16 protein-coding genes and 2 pseudogenes are annotated in these 16,343 nt (G+C 40.7%); 11 read left to right on the forward strand and 7 right to left on the reverse strand.

The window, feature by feature from the left end; translation table 11 throughout:
- The first annotated feature begins 5 nt into the window (after positions 1–5).
- The 4 genes from PseudUWO310_RS18355 to PseudUWO310_RS18370 are packed head-to-tail and all read left to right on the forward strand — an operon-like array spanning position 6 to position 4,177.
- Positions 6–842, forward strand: a complete 837-nt coding sequence (locus PseudUWO310_RS18355; protein WP_142603845.1) for a class I SAM-dependent methyltransferase — start codon at positions 6–8, stop codon at positions 840–842.
- Positions 839–2,107, forward strand: coding sequence for a glycosyltransferase family 4 protein (locus PseudUWO310_RS18360; RefSeq protein ID WP_142603847.1), 1,269 nt, complete (start codon positions 839–841; stop codon positions 2,105–2,107). Before PseudUWO310_RS18355 ends, PseudUWO310_RS18360 begins: the two co-directional genes overlap by 4 nt.
- Complete coding sequence (locus PseudUWO310_RS18365) at positions 2,104–2,925, forward strand: glycosyltransferase family 2 protein (RefSeq protein WP_142603849.1); 822 nt, start codon at positions 2,104–2,106, stop codon at positions 2,923–2,925. The genes PseudUWO310_RS18360 and PseudUWO310_RS18365 overlap by 4 nt, the downstream gene beginning before the upstream one ends.
- Positions 2,918–4,177: a glycosyltransferase gene (locus tag PseudUWO310_RS18370; protein ID WP_142603851.1), complete on the forward strand. Its 1,260-nt coding sequence runs from the start codon at positions 2,918–2,920 to the stop codon at positions 4,175–4,177. The genes PseudUWO310_RS18365 and PseudUWO310_RS18370 overlap by 8 nt, the downstream gene beginning before the upstream one ends.
- Here PseudUWO310_RS18370 and PseudUWO310_RS18375 read toward each other — a convergent pair.
- The 5 genes and pseudogenes from PseudUWO310_RS18375 to xseA form a co-directional block, all read right to left on the reverse strand.
- Positions 4,172–5,764, reverse strand: a pseudogene (locus PseudUWO310_RS18375) (IS1634 family transposase). The gene PseudUWO310_RS18370 and the pseudogene PseudUWO310_RS18375 sit on opposite strands and share 6 nt — an antisense overlap.
- A 114-nt stretch (positions 5,765–5,878) precedes the next feature.
- On the reverse strand, positions 5,879–6,943 hold the full coding sequence (gene cobT, locus PseudUWO310_RS18380) for a nicotinate mononucleotide-dependent phosphoribosyltransferase CobT (protein ID WP_142603853.1): 1,065 nt from the start codon (positions 6,941–6,943) through the stop codon (positions 5,879–5,881).
- Between the two features lie 39 nt (positions 6,944–6,982).
- Entirely contained in the window at positions 6,983–7,132 is a 150-nt protein-coding gene (locus PseudUWO310_RS18385; RefSeq protein WP_072143489.1) for a DUF2256 domain-containing protein, read from the reverse strand.
- Between the two features lie 179 nt (positions 7,133–7,311).
- Positions 7,312–7,530, reverse strand: coding sequence for an exodeoxyribonuclease VII small subunit (xseB, locus tag PseudUWO310_RS18390; RefSeq protein ID WP_142603855.1), 219 nt, complete (start codon positions 7,528–7,530; stop codon positions 7,312–7,314).
- On the reverse strand, positions 7,514–8,752 hold the full coding sequence (gene xseA, locus PseudUWO310_RS18395) for an exodeoxyribonuclease VII large subunit (RefSeq protein ID WP_142603857.1): 1,239 nt from the start codon (positions 8,750–8,752) through the stop codon (positions 7,514–7,516). The genes xseB and xseA overlap by 17 nt, the downstream gene beginning before the upstream one ends.
- A gap of 22 nt (positions 8,753–8,774) precedes the next feature.
- Between xseA and PseudUWO310_RS18400 the strand changes: the two genes are divergently transcribed.
- The 4 genes and pseudogenes from PseudUWO310_RS18400 to PseudUWO310_RS23025 form a co-directional block, all read left to right on the forward strand.
- The gene (locus PseudUWO310_RS18400) at positions 8,775–9,179 is read left to right on the forward strand and encodes a hypothetical protein (protein WP_142603859.1); all 405 of its coding nucleotides are present in this window, start codon (positions 8,775–8,777) and stop codon (positions 9,177–9,179) included.
- 465 nt (positions 9,180–9,644) lie between these two features.
- Positions 9,645–10,085, forward strand: a complete 441-nt coding sequence (locus tag PseudUWO310_RS18405; RefSeq protein ID WP_142603861.1) for an RrF2 family transcriptional regulator — start codon at positions 9,645–9,647, stop codon at positions 10,083–10,085.
- Between the two features lie 280 nt (positions 10,086–10,365).
- A complete protein-coding gene (locus PseudUWO310_RS18410; RefSeq protein WP_142603863.1) occupies positions 10,366–11,070 on the forward strand; it encodes a GDSL-type esterase/lipase family protein in 705 nt (234 codons plus the stop codon).
- A 15-nt stretch (positions 11,071–11,085) separates the two neighbouring features.
- Positions 11,086–11,250, forward strand: a pseudogene (locus PseudUWO310_RS23025) (transposase); the annotation flags it as partial.
- A 103-nt stretch (positions 11,251–11,353) separates the two neighbouring features.
- On the opposite strand, the gene PseudUWO310_RS18420 reads toward PseudUWO310_RS23025, so the two are convergent.
- Both PseudUWO310_RS18420 and PseudUWO310_RS18425 read right to left on the reverse strand, forming a co-directional pair.
- Positions 11,354–11,614 (reverse strand): hypothetical protein, encoded by a 261-nt coding sequence (locus tag PseudUWO310_RS18420; protein ID WP_223805743.1) that lies wholly within the window; start codon positions 11,612–11,614, stop codon positions 11,354–11,356.
- 93 nt (positions 11,615–11,707) lie between these two features.
- The gene (locus PseudUWO310_RS18425; RefSeq protein WP_142603865.1) at positions 11,708–12,031 is read right to left on the reverse strand and encodes a hypothetical protein; all 324 of its coding nucleotides are present in this window, start codon (positions 12,029–12,031) and stop codon (positions 11,708–11,710) included.
- A gap of 37 nt (positions 12,032–12,068) precedes the next feature.
- Here PseudUWO310_RS18425 and PseudUWO310_RS23995 point away from each other — a divergent pair, with 37 nt between their 5' ends.
- The 3 genes from PseudUWO310_RS23995 to PseudUWO310_RS18440 all read left to right on the forward strand — a co-directional run bounded on the left by PseudUWO310_RS23995 (position 12,069) and on the right by PseudUWO310_RS18440 (position 16,174).
- Entirely contained in the window at positions 12,069–12,335 is a 267-nt protein-coding gene (locus PseudUWO310_RS23995; protein ID WP_142603871.1) for a DUF1643 domain-containing protein, read from the forward strand.
- A 96-nt stretch (positions 12,336–12,431) separates the two neighbouring features.
- Positions 12,432–15,509, forward strand: a complete 3,078-nt coding sequence (locus PseudUWO310_RS18435) for a class I SAM-dependent DNA methyltransferase (RefSeq protein ID WP_142603867.1) — start codon at positions 12,432–12,434, stop codon at positions 15,507–15,509.
- The gene (locus PseudUWO310_RS18440; protein WP_142603869.1) at positions 15,509–16,174 is read left to right on the forward strand and encodes a hypothetical protein; all 666 of its coding nucleotides are present in this window, start codon (positions 15,509–15,511) and stop codon (positions 16,172–16,174) included. Before PseudUWO310_RS18435 ends, PseudUWO310_RS18440 begins: the two co-directional genes overlap by 1 nt.
- Positions 16,175–16,343: the final 169 nt, after the last annotated feature.

The raw sequence follows: 16,343 nt of genomic DNA on the forward strand, positions 1-16,343 counted from the left end.
ATCTTATGCTACTTGTTAATATAGGTTGTGGAAACGTCTATCATCTGAACTGGATTAATCTTGATCTGGTTTCGAGTTCACCTAATGTCATCGCCTGGGATTTTCGTCATGGAATTCCTTATGACTCTAATACTTTTAATGTTTGTTATAGTTCTCATCTAATTGAGCATTTTACACAAAATGAAGCAAAAAAACTTCTGACTGAGTGCCTACGTGTTTTAAGGCCGAGTGGGATTATCAGGCTTGCAGTACCAGATTTAGAGGCGATCGCTAGAAATTATCTTTTAGCATTAGAGAGATCTCTATCGGGAAATATAGAAGCTCAGGCGGATTATGAATGGATGATGTTAGAGCTTTTTGATCAAATGGTGCGTGAATTTGACGGTGGTGAGATGGGTAAATATTTATCACGTTCTGACTTATTAAATCGTGAATTTATTCTTTCTCGCATCGGTTATGAAGCTGAACAATTTTGGGAAAAGCAAAGAGAGCATTTAAGTGGCAAACCAAATTTAATCAAGAAGTTAAGTTCTAAAAAGTTTGGGTGGTTAGTTCAGAAACTAAGAATTGTGATCGCCAAGTTTTTGGTACTCCTAATTGCAGGTAAAGAAAGTGCTAAAGCCTTTGAGATAGGACTATTTCGCAACTCAGGAGAGATTCACCAATGGATGTACGATCGCTTTTCCTTAGCCATATTGCTAGAAGAATGTGGATTTGTAAATATTAGGGTATGTCAAGCTCACGAAAGTCGCATCCCTGATTTTAATAGCTATGGCTTGGATGTAATCGATGGTAAGGTTCGGAAACCAGACTCACTTTTTATAGAAGCTTGTAAACCATGAAAGTTTTGCTATGTAGTAGCTATGATATTGGAGGTGGCGCGGCACGTTCGGCATATAGATTACATCGAGGTTTGCAGGGTTTGCAAATTGATAGCCAAATACTAGTGCAAACTAAGTTGAGTGATGACTTTAGAGTTCTTTCGGGTAGCAGCAAATTCTCAAAAGGATTGGCTAAACTTAGACCAACTCTAGATCGATTGCCTTTACATCTATACCCTAAACGAGATTGCACCGTATTTTCTCCTCAATGGTTGCCCAACTCACTAGATTCCTTAATCATTGAAACCGCTCCAGAAATAATTAACTTACATTGGATTTGCGATGGATTTATGCCAATTAAGTCGCTTCGCCAATTCAAGCAGCCGCTAGTCTGGACTTTACATGATATGTGGGCTTTTACGGGGGGATGCCACTATAGTTTTGACTGCGATCTCTATCGACAATCCTGTGGCAATTGTCCACAACTCCATAGCCAGAAAGAAAATGATTTATCGCGTCAAATTTGGCAGCAAAAGTCTAAATATTGGCAAAATATTGATTTTCGTATCGTTACACCTAGTCGTTGGTTGGCTAAATGTGCAGAATCTAGCTCCCTATTTACAAATCTAGCGATAGATGTAATTCCCTATGGATTAGATTTAGGAATCTATAAATCCATTAATCGTCAATTCGCCAGACAAATTTTGAACTTGCCGCTAAACTCGAAGCTAATCCTGTTTGGGGCGATGAGTGCAACTAGCGATCACCGCAAGGGATTACATTTGCTACAGCCTGCCCTACAAAAACTACGAGGATCGCTTGATATTACAGAATCTCCTACAGAAATATTGATTATGGGAGCCTCCCAGCCCAAGTCTCCCTTAGATTTTGGACTAAACTCCCATTATCTCGGTAAACTGAGTGATGATGTCGCCCTTGCTTTGATTTATAGTGCCGCCGATGTATTCGTTGCCCCATCCCTACAAGACAACCTTGCAAACACCGTCCTTGAAGCGATCGCCTGTGGGATTCCTGTCGTCGCTTTTGACATAGGAGGAATGTCTGACATGATTACTCATCAATACAATGGCTATCTGGCAAAACCTTTTGATACAGATGACTTTGCCAAAGGAATTAGCTGGATTTTAGAAGACGGATCTCGTTATCTCAAACTATCGCATCAAGCCAGAGAGAAAGCAGAAAAAGAGTTTTCATTAGAACTACAAGCAAAGCGTTACTTGAATTTATTTGAAGAAATTTTAGCTAATCGAGCTGTGAATATATGAAACAGTCAATTTATATTATTATTCCCATTTATAATCGTAAGTCTATTACTCTGGTTTGTCTAGAGAATTTAAAAACTAATGGTGACTTGCAGAAATATCAGGTGATTGTTGTGGATGATGGATCGAGCGATCGCACATCCGAAGAAGTTGCCGCAAACTATCCTGAAGTGATTATTCTCAAAGGTGATGGTAATTTGTGGTGGACAGGGGCTATGGCTTTAGGCATGACCTATGCCTATGAAAGAGGAGCCAAGAATTTTATCTGGTTAAATGATGATAGTTTACCTGCAATGAATACGTTAGATTTAATAGTAAATTTTTTGCAAGAGTATCCCAATTCAATTGTTGGCGCAGCTTGCTATGTGGAAACAGGACAGCTAGTAGAGACAGGTTTTAAGGGACGACAAAGAATCAAAGCCTTAGAAAATGAAACGGTAGCAGTTGATGGCTTAAGTGGTTATTGTGTTGGTATCGCCGCAAGTATATTTAAAGAAATTGGCGCACCCGATGCTATCAAATTTCGCCAATACGCAGGAGATGGAATGTATGTACTCAAAGCCACTAGAGCAGGATTTAAAGCTTATATCTTAGGGAGTGCAAAAGTAATATTAGCCGAGGAAAAAGATCCGATTCATAACTTTACTAATTACATCCAAAAACTTAGAAAATATACTTTTAAGTCAATTTTCTGGGACTATAAATCTCCCTATCATTTACCGACGCAGTTTTATTACCATACCTATAAATATGGTTATTTAACTGGCTTACCACTATTTATAATTAAAGCAACTTCTTGGGTAATCCGTTTCTATGTCTAAACCACTGCATATTGTGATGATTCATGATCGCTATCAATATGTTGGCGGTGAAGATGTATCGACTGATGCTGATGTAGAACTATTGCGCGAATACGGTCATCAAGTGACGCTGATTGAAGTTCACAATGACATTATTAAGGCTTTTTCTCAATTCGAAAAACTTAAATTATTTGTAGAAACGGCTTGGAATTTTAAGGTGTATCGCGAGATGCGATCGCAATTCCAAACACTCAAGCCCGATCTCATCCATGTTCAGAACTTCTTTCCCCTATTTTCTCCTTCTGTCCATGCGGCGGCGCGATCACTAAATATCTCCACAGTGCAACATCTCCATAACTTCCGTTTAGGTTGTTTAAATGGATATTTACTCAAGGATGGTAAAATCTGTGAAGCTTGTGTTGGGCGAAATCCTTGGCGGGGAATAGTTTATGGCTGTTATCGTAAATCTCTGGTTGCTTCCGTTGCTGTTTGGACAATGGTGACATTCAACCGATGGCGACGCACTTGGACGCAGGATGTCAATGCATTTATTACGCCTAGCCATTTTGCAGCGCAAAAACTTATAGAAATTGGTATTCCTAGCGATCGCCTGCATGTAAAACCCTCTGGAATTAATCCACCCAGTAATCCCAATAATAGAGAACAACAAGATGTAGAACTAAACCCGAGATATTCTGACACAATTAATTTTCTATTTGTTGGTAGATTATCTCCAGAGAAAGGTGTAATCACTTTATTAAAAGCATGGGTAGAATTGAATAGAACTGATTGGCAGTTAAAAATTGTTGGAGAAGGTGATCAGAAGCCTATTTTACAGAGCTTTGTGAAGGATTATGGTCTTACAAATGTTCAATTTTTAGGATACTTACCACCTTCCCAAATTGCAGAAGTTATGCAAACGGCAACCGCAATCGTTGTTCCTTCCCAATGGTATGAAACCTTTGGGCGGGTTGTAGTTGAGGCTTTTGCCTGTGGGAAACCCGTTCTCGCTTCCGAAATGGGGGCTTTAGCAGAGTTAATTACTCCTGAGTATAATGGATTTCTGATTCCCAGCGATCGCCTGAGCGCATGGATTGAAAAACTATACTGGTGTGGCACAAATCCTGAAGCAATGCGCACTATCGGTAAGAATGCATATCAGACTTACCAAGAACTTTACACCCGTTCTACTAACTATCAGCAATTAATGGCAATATATGATGCAGTTCTATCCCACATTCCGCTCGTAATGGAAGTGGAAAAACAATTATGAAAGAGGCGCAGGAAGGAGATAGTAGCGTTGGCAGGCTGAAGAAAAGAATTTCAAAATATGAAGGCGAGGAGGAGACAAATTAACAACTTGAGTGAGTCCCTGAAAAGAAACTAAATGAACCGCCATAAAACATTGAAAGACCCAACGTAAAGTTGGCGAATTAGTGGGTTTACCCAATTGATTAGGAATAGTATCCTGAGCGATAGCTAAGGCAAGTCTGAGTTGTCGTTGGGCTAAATTATAAACGAGCAAGCAAAGCACCATAATCATGCCCAAAGCCTCAATGCGTTTAGCAGACTTGAGGAAAACACTGGAAGTAAAAAACAAAGGATCTTTGAGGAAACGAAAACCACGCTCAGTTCCCTGCTGAGCCTTGTATTCCCGTAAAGCATCATCAGCCGTGAATTGTAAGGAATCAAGAATATTCGTGGCTAAAATAAACCTGCCACAGCGCTGTCGCTGAGCCAAGATTTCTGAATCTATAGGAATTACCGTCGCGGTAATCCGATACCTAATGCTGGTGGGTATAGCATCAGGTTGTGGCTTACCCCGTTTTGCATAATGTGGTTTTTCTACTGTCTGAATATGGTCGAGTTGGTGCCATTTCATCTGGATTGATAATTTTTCAGCCGCCGCGATCGCGTCAGCAGTACAGGCAAAATCCTGTCTCGCCAAAACCTGTAACTCTTGATAACAGTTTTGTTGAATTTGCTCAAGCTTTTTGTCTAACTTTTTGATGTCTGACTTACGTCTTGCTTGGCTATCAACTAATATCCATCGTTGCCTTACCCCACCATACTCACTCACAGTTTCGACTGTACTGTATCCCTTAAATTTACTTTCTTGCAGGTTAGTTGTGCTTGACAACATTTCACTGGCGGTTTTGATGCTCAATGGCACTCTGGTTAACCATTTTAGTCCTGTCATTGCTACCAGATTTTCTTCACTGTATAGTGCTGCATCGCCTACTCATATTCCCTCAAATGTCCACTGTTCCTTGAATTCTTGTAATAATCCTGCAAATCTTGCTTTGTCGGCTTGATTCCCACTTACTACCTCCATCATCACGGGGATGTCTCCATCTCCTACACAGATCAGGTTCATCATAAATTGCTTCAGGTCGGGTCGATGGTCACGTGAATATCCATGGGTGATTTCGATACTCCCTTCTTCCTCTCTGCCATATTCCCCATCTACGTGAAATGAGGTTGAGTCTATATGTCCTGTTTCTACCTTGATTTCATATCTTGCTACTGCTTTCAGGCTGATTCCTAAAAATGTCTCACTTAGCCCTGCTTCATGTAAGTCATCTAGTACTTGTCCGATGCGGTCATCGTTGATTTGCTCGGCTGTTATTCCTTCTCCCAATAAGTGCTCGGTTGCTTTTCCTTCAAAGAATTTACTAAACATATACAGGGGGGCTGATACAAATCCTAATCCATTCAGGAGCATTGCTTTGACGATTATCCCTGCGCTTACTTTTTCCCTTGAGCTTCTCCCGATTATCGTGTTTATTTCTTCTACGATTCCCATCTCATCAATGATTCCTGCCACGATCCCTAGATGGTCTAGGTTCGATACTTTCATCTCTGTATTAATCCCTGCCTCCTCTGTTTGGCTTTTTGGTAATTATTTTACCCTTCTATTACGAGCGGAATGTGGGTTATATAGCTATCGTCACCCAAGAGGAGCGAACCGCATTTATAGCTGAGATTCGATCGCTGCTAATAACTTTTCCTGTGACCAATTTTGATAGAGATGGCTAGCGATCGCCGCGCCGCCAGCGCCAACCCCCTCTTTGACGAAGCCTTGCTCGTAGGCAAGTAGCTGAGGAAATCGGGATTTAGCAAAACTTAATTGGGTTGCCATTAATGGGACATCCCGCACCGCTAAGGCGAGATCGACGGTATTGCCTGTGGGATCTTCGGCGACCCATCGGGTCGTGCCGACAATAATGGTATTGGGGTTCCATGCAAGCCCTTGATAATTAGCGATCGCTCTAGTGAGGGCATAGATCGCTAACATTTGGGTTCCGCCTGCGAGTAATACGCCACTATGTCGGCTAGCGGCGATCGCCATGCCTGCAACTGCAATTTGCATCGGATCGCCGACGGCGGCTACTACTTCAAAGGGAGTTCGGGCAGTGCGGAGATGTTCTAGACCTGCTTGGACAATTTCCCACTTTTGGGCATGATTGCAGGTGGGATGAGAACTGTTCACTTTATCTTTTGCCTCAATTCCTAAAGCTGTTAAAACTGCTAGAGCCGTAGTCGTACCGCCAACTACACATTCACTCAAAATTATATAGGCTCCTGACTGGGCTAGTTTTTCGCCCCAGACTAATCCCTGTACAAATAATTGCAATACTATTTCTATGGGTAAGGCTTTGCCTGTACTCAGACATTTTGCAGGAATTCCAGCAAGATCGATCGCTTGGGTCTCAGCCGTAGGGGCGATCGCTAAGCCTGCATTGAAAATGAAGAGAGGCAAGTTTTGCGTAGCGATGACAGCACGGGAAATGAAAACGGGAGAAGCGCCAGCGATTAGAGGTGGCAAAGGGAAATTGGGACTTGCTCCTGTGGCGAGAAATTCAGCATCGGCGATCGCTGTATATTTGCGATCTTCGGGTGTCGCACCTGCGGCGGAAATATTCGGGATTAGTCCTGTTTCTGTAAACCCCAGCACACAGGCAAATACGGGACGTTTACCCCGATAGGTTTCGAGCCAAGTTTCGGCTTTTTGACTTTGCGTGTAGATTTTGATCATTTATCCTTTATAGCAAAAGGATTACGCCGTAAACCTTAGCTACTTATTACTTTTTCGTTGGCGACAGCGATCGCTACAGTACTTCACTTCATCCCAGCATTTTTCCCATTTCTTGCGCCATGAGAAAGGTTTACCGCAAACTATACAATCTTTGCTAGGTAAAAAAGATTTATTGCCTTTGTAAGCCATATTTTTGAAAACGTTATAGGCGTTATGCTCTCTGGTTTTGGTTTTTAATTATGCCGAACTACTTATACCAATTCACGAAAGTGTGACAACAATTTTGTGAATTAAAAACCAAATTCAGTAAGGGTTTTCACAGTTCAAAATGGCTACGCCATTTTGAACTGTGGTATTAGATATTATTTTTAGATATTATTTTGAATCAGCGTTACCTTCTGTTCGGCTTTTTCCAGATACTCTCGGCAATGGTGCGATCGCTTTATTCCTTCTTCATAGAGAGCCAGCATCTCATCAAGAGGTGCTTCCCCATCATCGAGAATTTCGACAATTTCTTCGAGACGTTGCAATTGTTCCTCAAAGGAGAGATCTTCTAGATTTTTTTTGACATCATTCGGGGCGGTCATATACTTTCTCGATTACTTGCTTGATTACTTTCTCGATGCTAACTTGGGCGGTTTCAGAGCTTCTCACGACTTCCACTTTAGCAAATGTCCCTGCAAATTCTGAGAGAGATTCATCATTAGTCAGTAGGCGATCGCCTACTTTTAAGAGGGCAAAACCGCGCTGTAATGGGGATAAAGGATACAGCGAGCGCAAATGGGCGGTAATCCTGTCGAGTTTGGTAGTGGATTGGCGCAGATGACGGATTAAGGACTTTTGCATTGATTGCTCGGCTTCGTCTAGTTGTTGAGCGCGATCGTGTAGGCGATCGCCAAAGTTTTGCAGAGCATAGCTATTCGTTAGAGAATTTAACCTTTGGCGATAATCTTGTATTGATTGCTGTAAGCTGCGCGTGAGGCGATTTTCCCAAAAGTCAATTTGCTGTAAAAGCGTATCGCGATCATATTGCGAGACGATTTCTGCGGCGGCGGTCGGTGTCGCAGCGCGTAAATCCGCAACAAAATCGGCGATCGTGAAATCCGTTTCATGCCCCACCGCCGAAATAATGGGAATGCGCGAATGATAGATCGCTTCGGCGACAGGCAAAGTATTAAACGCCCAGAGATCCTCCATCGAACCACCGCCGCGTCCAACGATCAGCACATCCGCATCGGTATTTTGGAGAGCCTTAATTGCGGCGGCAATCTCCTCAGGAGCCGTTTCGCCTTGCACAGCGGCAGGACTGAGATAAATTTGACAATGGGGCGATCGCCGTTGCAAAGTGCTCAAAATATCTTGGAGAACTGCACCCGTTGGCGAGGTGACTACACCAATTTTTAGAGGCAAGGCAGGGAGATCACGTTTTCGGTCGGGATCGAAATAGCCCCTCTCGGCAAGTTCTTCTTTCATGGCGGCAAAGGCAAGATATAAATCACCTTGTCCTGCGGCAATCATGCGATCGCAATCGATCTGATATTTACCACGGTTGGCATAGACTGTCAGCCGACCCTGTACCACGACCTGCATCCCACTTTTAGGGCGAAATGCTAGGGTTTTGCTCGCCCACATTACACAATCGATCTGAGCCGATTCATCTTTGAGCGTAAAATAGCGATGCCCAGAGGCAGCCGTCGTAAAGCCAGAGATTTCCCCTGTCACCCGCACGATCCCAATTTCTTCTCGCAACAAAAGCGTAATTGCTTGCGTCAATCCAGCAACAGTCATCGCTTCTTTAGAACCGCCCATAACACCTTCTGCAAGCCAATCTATGAATACTTTTTTTCGAGCACTGCCCTATTCTATGCTGCTGCTTGCGGTCTTGCCAGTTGCCCTGCAAGCACAAACAGCCGACGAGCTAGGCAATTACTACAAAAATGAAACACCAGTCCAATCTACCCGCAACTCGCAGAACGGCTCAGGTTCATTGTGGCGGGTGGTAGTTGCTGATGGGTTGAACTGTAGGCGGGCTGCGAGTTTACAGAGCCCCGTACTACGCACTTATCTGCGAGATGCTTTGTTGGAGGTAGAGGTTTATCGCGGTGGTTCCGATGAGGTTTTATTTAATGCTGTCGATGAGAATGGCAAACCTTGGATGCCAGTGCGAGGCAAAGACTTTAGTGATGTTTGCTATGTCAGGGCAAATAGTCGATATATTCAGCCAGTGCTGCGTTAATCCCCTAGATTGAAATATCGAGAATCGTGCTGGGAAGCTCTGCTATTCTCTTGGGAATTATACCCAAACTAAAAATGGCTACGCCATTTTTAGTTTTTCAAACCCTTACTAGGTTTGGTTTTTAATTCACAAAAGTGTTGTCACACTTTTGTGAATTGGTCTTAAGTAGCTAGGCATAAGTAAACCTAAAACCGAGAAGAGCATAATACCGCCCGCGCAGCGGGCGGTATTATGCTCTCTGGCTTTGGTTTTTAATTATGCCGAACTACTTACAGCAATTATCGATCAAACGAACCACAAGGAAATTTTTGAAAGCGTTGCTTTGCAACGCTTTCAAAAATTTCCTTGGTTTGGGTTTGAGCGCAAAGCGCTGTAATATATTTGCTCTAAATTTACAGTGACATACCGTAGTATCATAGAATGCAATAGGATAAAATATCTTTAAAATCAGAAATACGGTCTGTTGTGGAACTTTCTTTAAAGAGTGAATATGCAATTTTAGCTATGCTTGAGCTAGCTAATAATACCGCGATCGATCAGCCTCTCCAGATTCGTCAAATTGCTCATCAACAAAATATTCCCGATCGCTATTTAGAGCAGTTGCTAGCGACATTAAAACGACAGGGATTAGTCAAAAGTCAACGTGGAGCCAAAGGTGGCTACGTTCTCGCCCGCGATCCTTGGGAAATTAGTTTGTTAGAAATCATTCGAGGCATAGAAGGTTACGACCCCATCTCTGAAAAAAGCAATAAATCAGGCAGTGAGAGCGCATCTCTTGCGGTAATTCGGGAAGCGTGGGAATTGGCTCAAAAGGCGGCTTCTAATGTGTTAGATGACTGCACGCTCAAGGATCTCTGCGATCGGCAACGGCAGCGCCAAATCGCAACAACTATGTATTACATCTAATACCAAATTACAAAATGGCTACGCCATTTTGTAATTTTAAAACCCTTACTGGGTTTGGTTTTCAACTCCCAAAAGTGTAGCCACATTTTCGGGAATTGGTATAAAGAGAGCGGCGGTGCTTTGCACCGCCACTTTCTTTGGGTAGCAAAATAAAATCACGCTAAAGATCCTAAAGATCACAAAGATCCATGTAAGTAAAACTACTTAGTTGCGATAATCTAGATGTAGATTTGTTAAGCAATTAGTTTATTTACATCTATTTACTCAAAGCGCATTTTTGATGACGACCTTAAACCTCCTGAGAACTCCTACTCTATTCTCCTGTTCCCAAACACTTAGGGTCACTGCATTTGGTGATAGTTTAATCTATGGCTATGGCGATCCTGTTAATGGCGGCTGGATTGAGCAACTACGACGACAATGGATGGCTACATCTCCTAACCATGTCCTCTATAACTTAGGCGTAAGGGGCGATACGGTAGCACAGGTCAATCAACGCATGGAGCAGGAATTTTTACTGCGGGGAGAGCTTCGCAATAACCGTCCCGATCTGATGATTTTATCGGTGGGGGTAAATGACTCGCCACGGGTTGGCAAGCGTCAAGGTCGAAATATGACAGATAGCGATCGCTTTACCCTCGAAATTATCAATTTACTAGATAAGGCTCAGAACCTCTGTCCAGTTATATTTGTGGGCATGGTTCCTGTGGATGAGTTGAAAATGCCTTTCTTAGGATGTATGTATTTCAATCATGAGGATCAGTTCCGCTATAAGGAAGTCACAAAATCAGCTTGCCGATTGCGGGATATTCCCTACTTAGATGTTTTCGATCTATGGCAAGGTCGGGGACAAGATTGGATTAATAATCACTTGAGTGAGGATGGATTACATCCAAATTCTGAGGGTTATAATGCTCTTTTCCAAGATATTCTCCATTGGCAATCCCAAATTCAATTGGAACAACTGATCTACCAACCGATTTAACAGAATCCGCAGTGGAAAATTATCAAAGATGTATTTCCTAAGGCAAAATCGGAGGTAGCGCAAGGGAGAACCCGTACTACCGATATCCGAGAAGTAGTCAATGCCATCTTGTATTGGACAATAAATGGATGTGAATGGGATATGCTTCCGCATGATTTCCCGCCATCAGACACAATTTAGTTTTTCCTAATATGATCTCAATTAATTGATTATCGCTTAAGGCGATCGCCTATCGCCACATCTACAATGCGATCGCTCAAGTACACTCTTCTATCCCTTCACCCTAGAACTTTTGAGCATATTTTTGTAAAAACTCTCTTGGGGTGAGACATTCAAATTCTTGTGTTTGTTCAACAAGTACGCGAATTAGTTTGTAGTTTCTTGAGACAAAACATTGGGCTTTTCCTTGCTTGGCGGTGAGATAAACACCTGCATCTTCACGGGGAATGATGCCAGCATAAGCGATCGCTTGAATATCTTGGTCGTATACAAATATAAAATCAATTTGTAATTGCTGCCAAAGTCTTGCTAATAGACCACACATTCCAGTAGGGATAAAATTTTGCTTTCATTGCTTTCAAGATCGAGAGCTCCCAAAATAAAGATATTGGTATCGAGAAATATCGAGTTTGGCAAGCTAGACATTAATTTTCTCGTCGTTAAGTCTCTGTTCTCTTTCGGTTGCTAATTCCTGTTTTACGTCCTGAATTAGTTGCATTATTCTGTCGGGTGAGTCGTAGCCAGATTTTGCAAAAAGTTGACGTGACATGTCTGCGAATCCTTCGGCTGACAAGTTCTCTCTCCGATCGCTAATTCCTATTAAAGCTTGAAACATTTCCAAACTTAACAAGACTGCTTTTTGCTGTCCTTCTTGGACTAGGGTTATAGCTTCTCTTTTAGATGTAGCCTGTTGGATTAGCTGAGAAAGCTCTTGATTATCGAGAACAGTTGCTTCTAGCATGGTTTTTACCTTTTGAGGATAATCACAATTTTATTTTATCTGCGATCGCCTATCAGCACATCTACAATGCGATCGCTATTTAAAAAAGGCGATTAAGACAGCCGATAGGGTTGTTGTTGCTTGGGGAAATAACGGGAAGTTAATGCAACGCGATCGCCATGTTTTGGAGTTGCTATCTAAACACAATATTCAACCTCACTGTTTAGGTATTACAAAAGCAGATTATCCATGCCATCCGCTATATGTTATGTGTAGTAATCAATCTAGCGTTTATAGATATAATTTAGATTTTAAAGTGTCCTAATTATTTAGTTAATTAGTGTAACCTTATTCAAAAAAACGCCTAAAATCGCTACAATGTCTTTACAATAAAGGATTGACATTTTACTAGAGCCATCTTTTGAATCTAGATCAACTCTTAGACCAACTCGGATATACTCAGTCACAAAATTATCGCTCTACGCACGAGTCTTCGCAGGAGCCATTAACTGAGCATCTTTTTCGTGCGGCTAAGAAAGCTGGAGTTCAAGGAGCCTATTTTTTTCAGACTAGCCCACCCGAACAAAAAATTCTTCCGCCACGTCCTGCTGTATATGTTGCTGAAGCTAAGACAAGGGAGGAAGCTAGAGAAATTCATAAGAGACTTTGGAATTTAGGCAATACACCGTTCTTAGTTATTTTGCTACCTAATGAAATTAGAGTTTATACAGGATTTGACTTTTCTCAGAGAAATGAGAAAAAGGGACTAGTATACGAAATCCAAGATATTGCCAAGCTCACTTTTGAAAACATCCGTGAGAAGCTTGTAGATTTTGGATCTAATTCTATTGATTCTGGAAAAATTTGGCAAACCCAGTCAAAGCACATTACTCCTGAAAATAGAGTAGATATACACCTACTTAATAATCTAGAGAAATTAGAAGAACACTTAGAGAGTAGGGGCGTAGATCTTTCAATTATTCATGCTTTGATAGGGAAGTATGTCTATATTCGTTATCTCTACGATCGAAAGATTCTCTCAAGAGAATGGCTGGCAGAAAACAATATAAATTTAGACACCATTCTAGGGCGCAATGCAACTCTAGAAGGATTACTAAAATTAACAGAGCTTTTAGAAAATCGTTTTAATGGGGCTATTTTTCCTTTGCCTTCAAATGTAGAAGAGATATTAGGTAATGATGAGATTGTTGCTTTAGTTGCTTCTTCATTTAAAGGCGATGATCTTGAATCAGGGCAGATGCATCTTGACTTTAACGCTTACGATTTTTCTTATATCCCAGTTGAAACATTATCATCCATCTATGAACAGTTTTTGAATTCACAAGGAACAGGCAAAAAAGTTGGTGCAGTTTATACTCCTGAACCTGTAGCAGATTATTTACTATGCGAACTACAAGAATCTAAACCATTACAAAAAGGTATGAGAATTCTTGATCCCTGTTGTGGCTCAGGAATTTTTCTGGTATTAGCCTACCGACGACTTATTGAATTGGAAGTTGCTCAAAGACAAAAAAATCCTCCTAAACCTGAAGATTTAAGCAAAATTCTCGCTAATATCTATGGTGTAGAAAGAAATAGAGAAGCTTGCTATGTTGCTGAATTCAGTTTGATTTTGACACTGCTAAGCTACATCAATCCACCAGATTTACAACATAATAAAGAGTTTAAGTTCCCTTTACTCCATAATATTCAAATATTTGAATGTGATTTTTTCGACGATGAATCAGACTTCTGGCAACAAGATAAAAAGTTTGACTGGATTGTTGGAAATCCACCTTGGATTGAAATCAAACCAAGTCTAAAAGATGAAGAATTTGCTAGTTCTTGGATTAGAAGAAATATAAAGGAAAGACATGTTGCTGGAAATAGAGTCTGCGAAGCTTTTAGCTGGCGTGTGGTCGATCTACTAACACTTAATGGATGTGTAGGACTACTGATCCATGCCAAAAGTCTTTTTAATCATGAATCAGAAAAATATCGAAAGCAGTTTTTCACACAACAAGAAATCTTAAGAGTTACAAATTTTTCTAATTTGGCTTATGTTCTTTTTGGTGGTAGAGGAGAAGCTCCTGCTGCAACGATTATTTATCGAAAGGCTATACCCAATGTACATAAGTCTCAGATTATCCACTACGCTCCCTTTGTTGCTAATCAAGTTTCTAATCGTCCTTGGAAGCAGGACAAAAAAAATACAACTTGGATAATAACTATTAATTCAAATGAGATACAGTCAATAGACCCAGAAGACATAGAAAACGGAGATGTAGCTCCTTGGAAATTGGCTCTTTGGGGAAATTATAGAGACAGTAAAGCTATTCAGAGAATAAAGAGTCTGTTTAAAGGCAATCTTTTTGAACTTACTCAAAGTTATGGTTGGAACTTTAATGTAGGCATTCAGCTAAAAGATATTAGCGTTTTAGGTGAACTTAGAACAAAGGAAGTTGAGCCCGTACCATATTTAGGCGGCAAACAATACTTTGATGTGGATTCTATGAATAAAGCTAAGCATAAATTCTCAATTCCAGAAAATGTTCTTAAACCCATCCCAAATGAAAAATTGTTTATAAGAAAAAGAGGAGGAAAAGTAGGATTGGGCATTATAAATGCACCACACATTATTTTAAATCCAAACTATTTCGTTTATGGTGAAGATGATTTTGTTATTCCTGATCCTCATTTAGGAATTTCTGCGAACAAGCAGGATGAAGATTATCTGCGTGCACTTTCAGTCTTTTTAAGTTCTAGTATCATAAAATATTACTTGTTTTTTCAAAGTCCATCTTGGGGCGTTGATCGAAACAGAATATACTTTAAAGATGTTAAAAATATTCCAGTTTGTGACTTCTCTTTGGAACAGATTAAAAGCCTCTCAAATTTGCAAAGAGAGTTAGAAATAGCAGAGTTGTCTGGAGAAAAACTTACTAGTTCACTACAAAATTATCTTGATGAAAAAATCCAAGAGATTTTAAGGATTCCTAAAAACCTTAGTATCTTAGTGAGTGACTTTAGTAATATTCGACTAAAACTAAATAAGGGCAAAGTAGTTGTCTCTGCAACTGCACAACCACAAGAGCATGAGTTACTCAGATATGGTTCATGTTTGAGAGATGAGCTTGATTCCTTCACTGAAGGAAGTGGGCTTCGGCACAAAGTTAGCTTGACCTACTCCAAAAACTTAATTGTATGTTCAGTAGAGTTTGTCCGTTCAGACACAATTACCTCATTAGATGTAATTGTCGAAAAAGCGCAGGGAGATATATCTTTATTTCTAAATTACATTCAGGAGAAAGCTAAACAACGTTTTAGTCAATGGGTATATGTGCAGCGAAGTTTGCGTATCTACGATGATTCAAGGGTTTATATTTGCAAGTCTTCTCGATTAATTGATTGGACTAGAACCCAAGCCCTGAACGATTCAGATGACATCATTGCGGAGATCCTCACAGCAAAGCGTGGATTACATGAGGATGTTCAATAATGGTAGCAGAAAATCTTAACTCATTCGCTTTACACTGCTTTGACTATGGACTTCGACGAGATGCACATCAGCTTCTTGCTTGGGGGTATCAAGATGCCCTGCATAAAATTCACTGCAAATTAGAAGAAGAGGAAATTACTGGGCTGATTGTTGAAGCCATGAGAGAAAAACTTAAAGATATCAACATACCAGAAAGGTTTTATGACCGATATTCAGTAGCTGAAGAAAAACCATTAGCAGTTGATGGGCGAACTGGTAAACGAAGGCTCAAGTTAGATATTGTTATTGAAAGTAAATTTCCTCATAAGGTAAGACCAGAGTATATCTTTGAAGCAAAGCGTCTACAAAAGAATGGGTTCCCCATTGGCGAATATGTAGGTGAAGATGGATTGCAATGTTTTGTCAAAGGCGTTTATGCATCACAGTACATAGAAGCAGCTATGGTAGGCTATGACCAAAGTGGCGATGCAATTTATTGGGAAAAAGAGTTAAGACGGCGTTTTGATAGTGATCTACACAATGATTTATGCATCAAACAACTATTACAGAAAGCTCAAGTTCTATCCTCTCTGAATGATGTATGGACTAGCGAACATGAAAGAGAAGAAAATGACTCCATAGTTATCTATCATATTTTTCTTGACTGTTCTGCTGCTCCTGAGTAAAAACGATTCGAGTCGCTATGCTTAAAGGATGAGCATATAATTATTAGACTTCATCGGAAATAAAGAGGAGATAAGCCGTAAGCCTATTTCCCAATTGAGATGCTCAAGTTAAGCAACCTTCCCATGTCTCATCGTAACCCTGAAATTGTGTAATCCACAAGAAGTTTCC

Origin of the sequence: Pseudanabaena sp. UWO310, from assembly GCF_006861605.1 — a bacterium.
Classification (GTDB): Bacteria; Cyanobacteriota; Cyanobacteriia; order Pseudanabaenales; family Pseudanabaenaceae; genus Pseudanabaena.

Excerpts from the sequence above, each read along its gene's own strand:
- PseudUWO310_RS18425 (WP_142603865.1), bottom strand. The coding sequence starts at position 12,031 with ATGCTAGAAGCAACTGTTCTCGATAATCAAGAGCTTTCTCAGCTAATC.
- cobT (WP_142603853.1), bottom strand. The coding sequence starts at position 6,943 with ATGATCAAAATCTACACGCAAAGTCAAAAAGCCGAAACTTGGCTCGAA.
- PseudUWO310_RS18385 (WP_072143489.1), bottom strand. The coding sequence starts at position 7,132 with ATGGCTTACAAAGGCAATAAATCTTTTTTACCTAGCAAAGATTGTATA.
- PseudUWO310_RS18355 (WP_142603845.1), top strand. The coding sequence starts at position 6 with ATGCTACTTGTTAATATAGGTTGTGGAAACGTCTATCATCTGAACTGG.
- xseA (WP_142603857.1), bottom strand. The coding sequence starts at position 8,752 with ATGGGCGGTTCTAAAGAAGCGATGACTGTTGCTGGATTGACGCAAGCA.
- PseudUWO310_RS18360 (WP_142603847.1), top strand. The coding sequence starts at position 839 with ATGAAAGTTTTGCTATGTAGTAGCTATGATATTGGAGGTGGCGCGGCA.
- PseudUWO310_RS18420 (WP_223805743.1), bottom strand. The coding sequence starts at position 11,614 with ATGTGTGGTCTATTAGCAAGACTTTGGCAGCAATTACAAATTGATTTT.
- xseB (WP_142603855.1), bottom strand. The coding sequence starts at position 7,530 with ATGACCGCCCCGAATGATGTCAAAAAAAATCTAGAAGATCTCTCCTTT.
- PseudUWO310_RS18410 (WP_142603863.1), top strand. The coding sequence starts at position 10,366 with ATGACGACCTTAAACCTCCTGAGAACTCCTACTCTATTCTCCTGTTCC.
- PseudUWO310_RS18440 (WP_142603869.1), top strand. The coding sequence starts at position 15,509 with ATGGTAGCAGAAAATCTTAACTCATTCGCTTTACACTGCTTTGACTAT.
- PseudUWO310_RS18370 (WP_142603851.1), top strand. The coding sequence starts at position 2,918 with ATGTCTAAACCACTGCATATTGTGATGATTCATGATCGCTATCAATAT.
- PseudUWO310_RS18365 (WP_142603849.1), top strand. The coding sequence starts at position 2,104 with ATGAAACAGTCAATTTATATTATTATTCCCATTTATAATCGTAAGTCT.
- PseudUWO310_RS18400 (WP_142603859.1), top strand. The coding sequence starts at position 8,775 with ATGAATACTTTTTTTCGAGCACTGCCCTATTCTATGCTGCTGCTTGCG.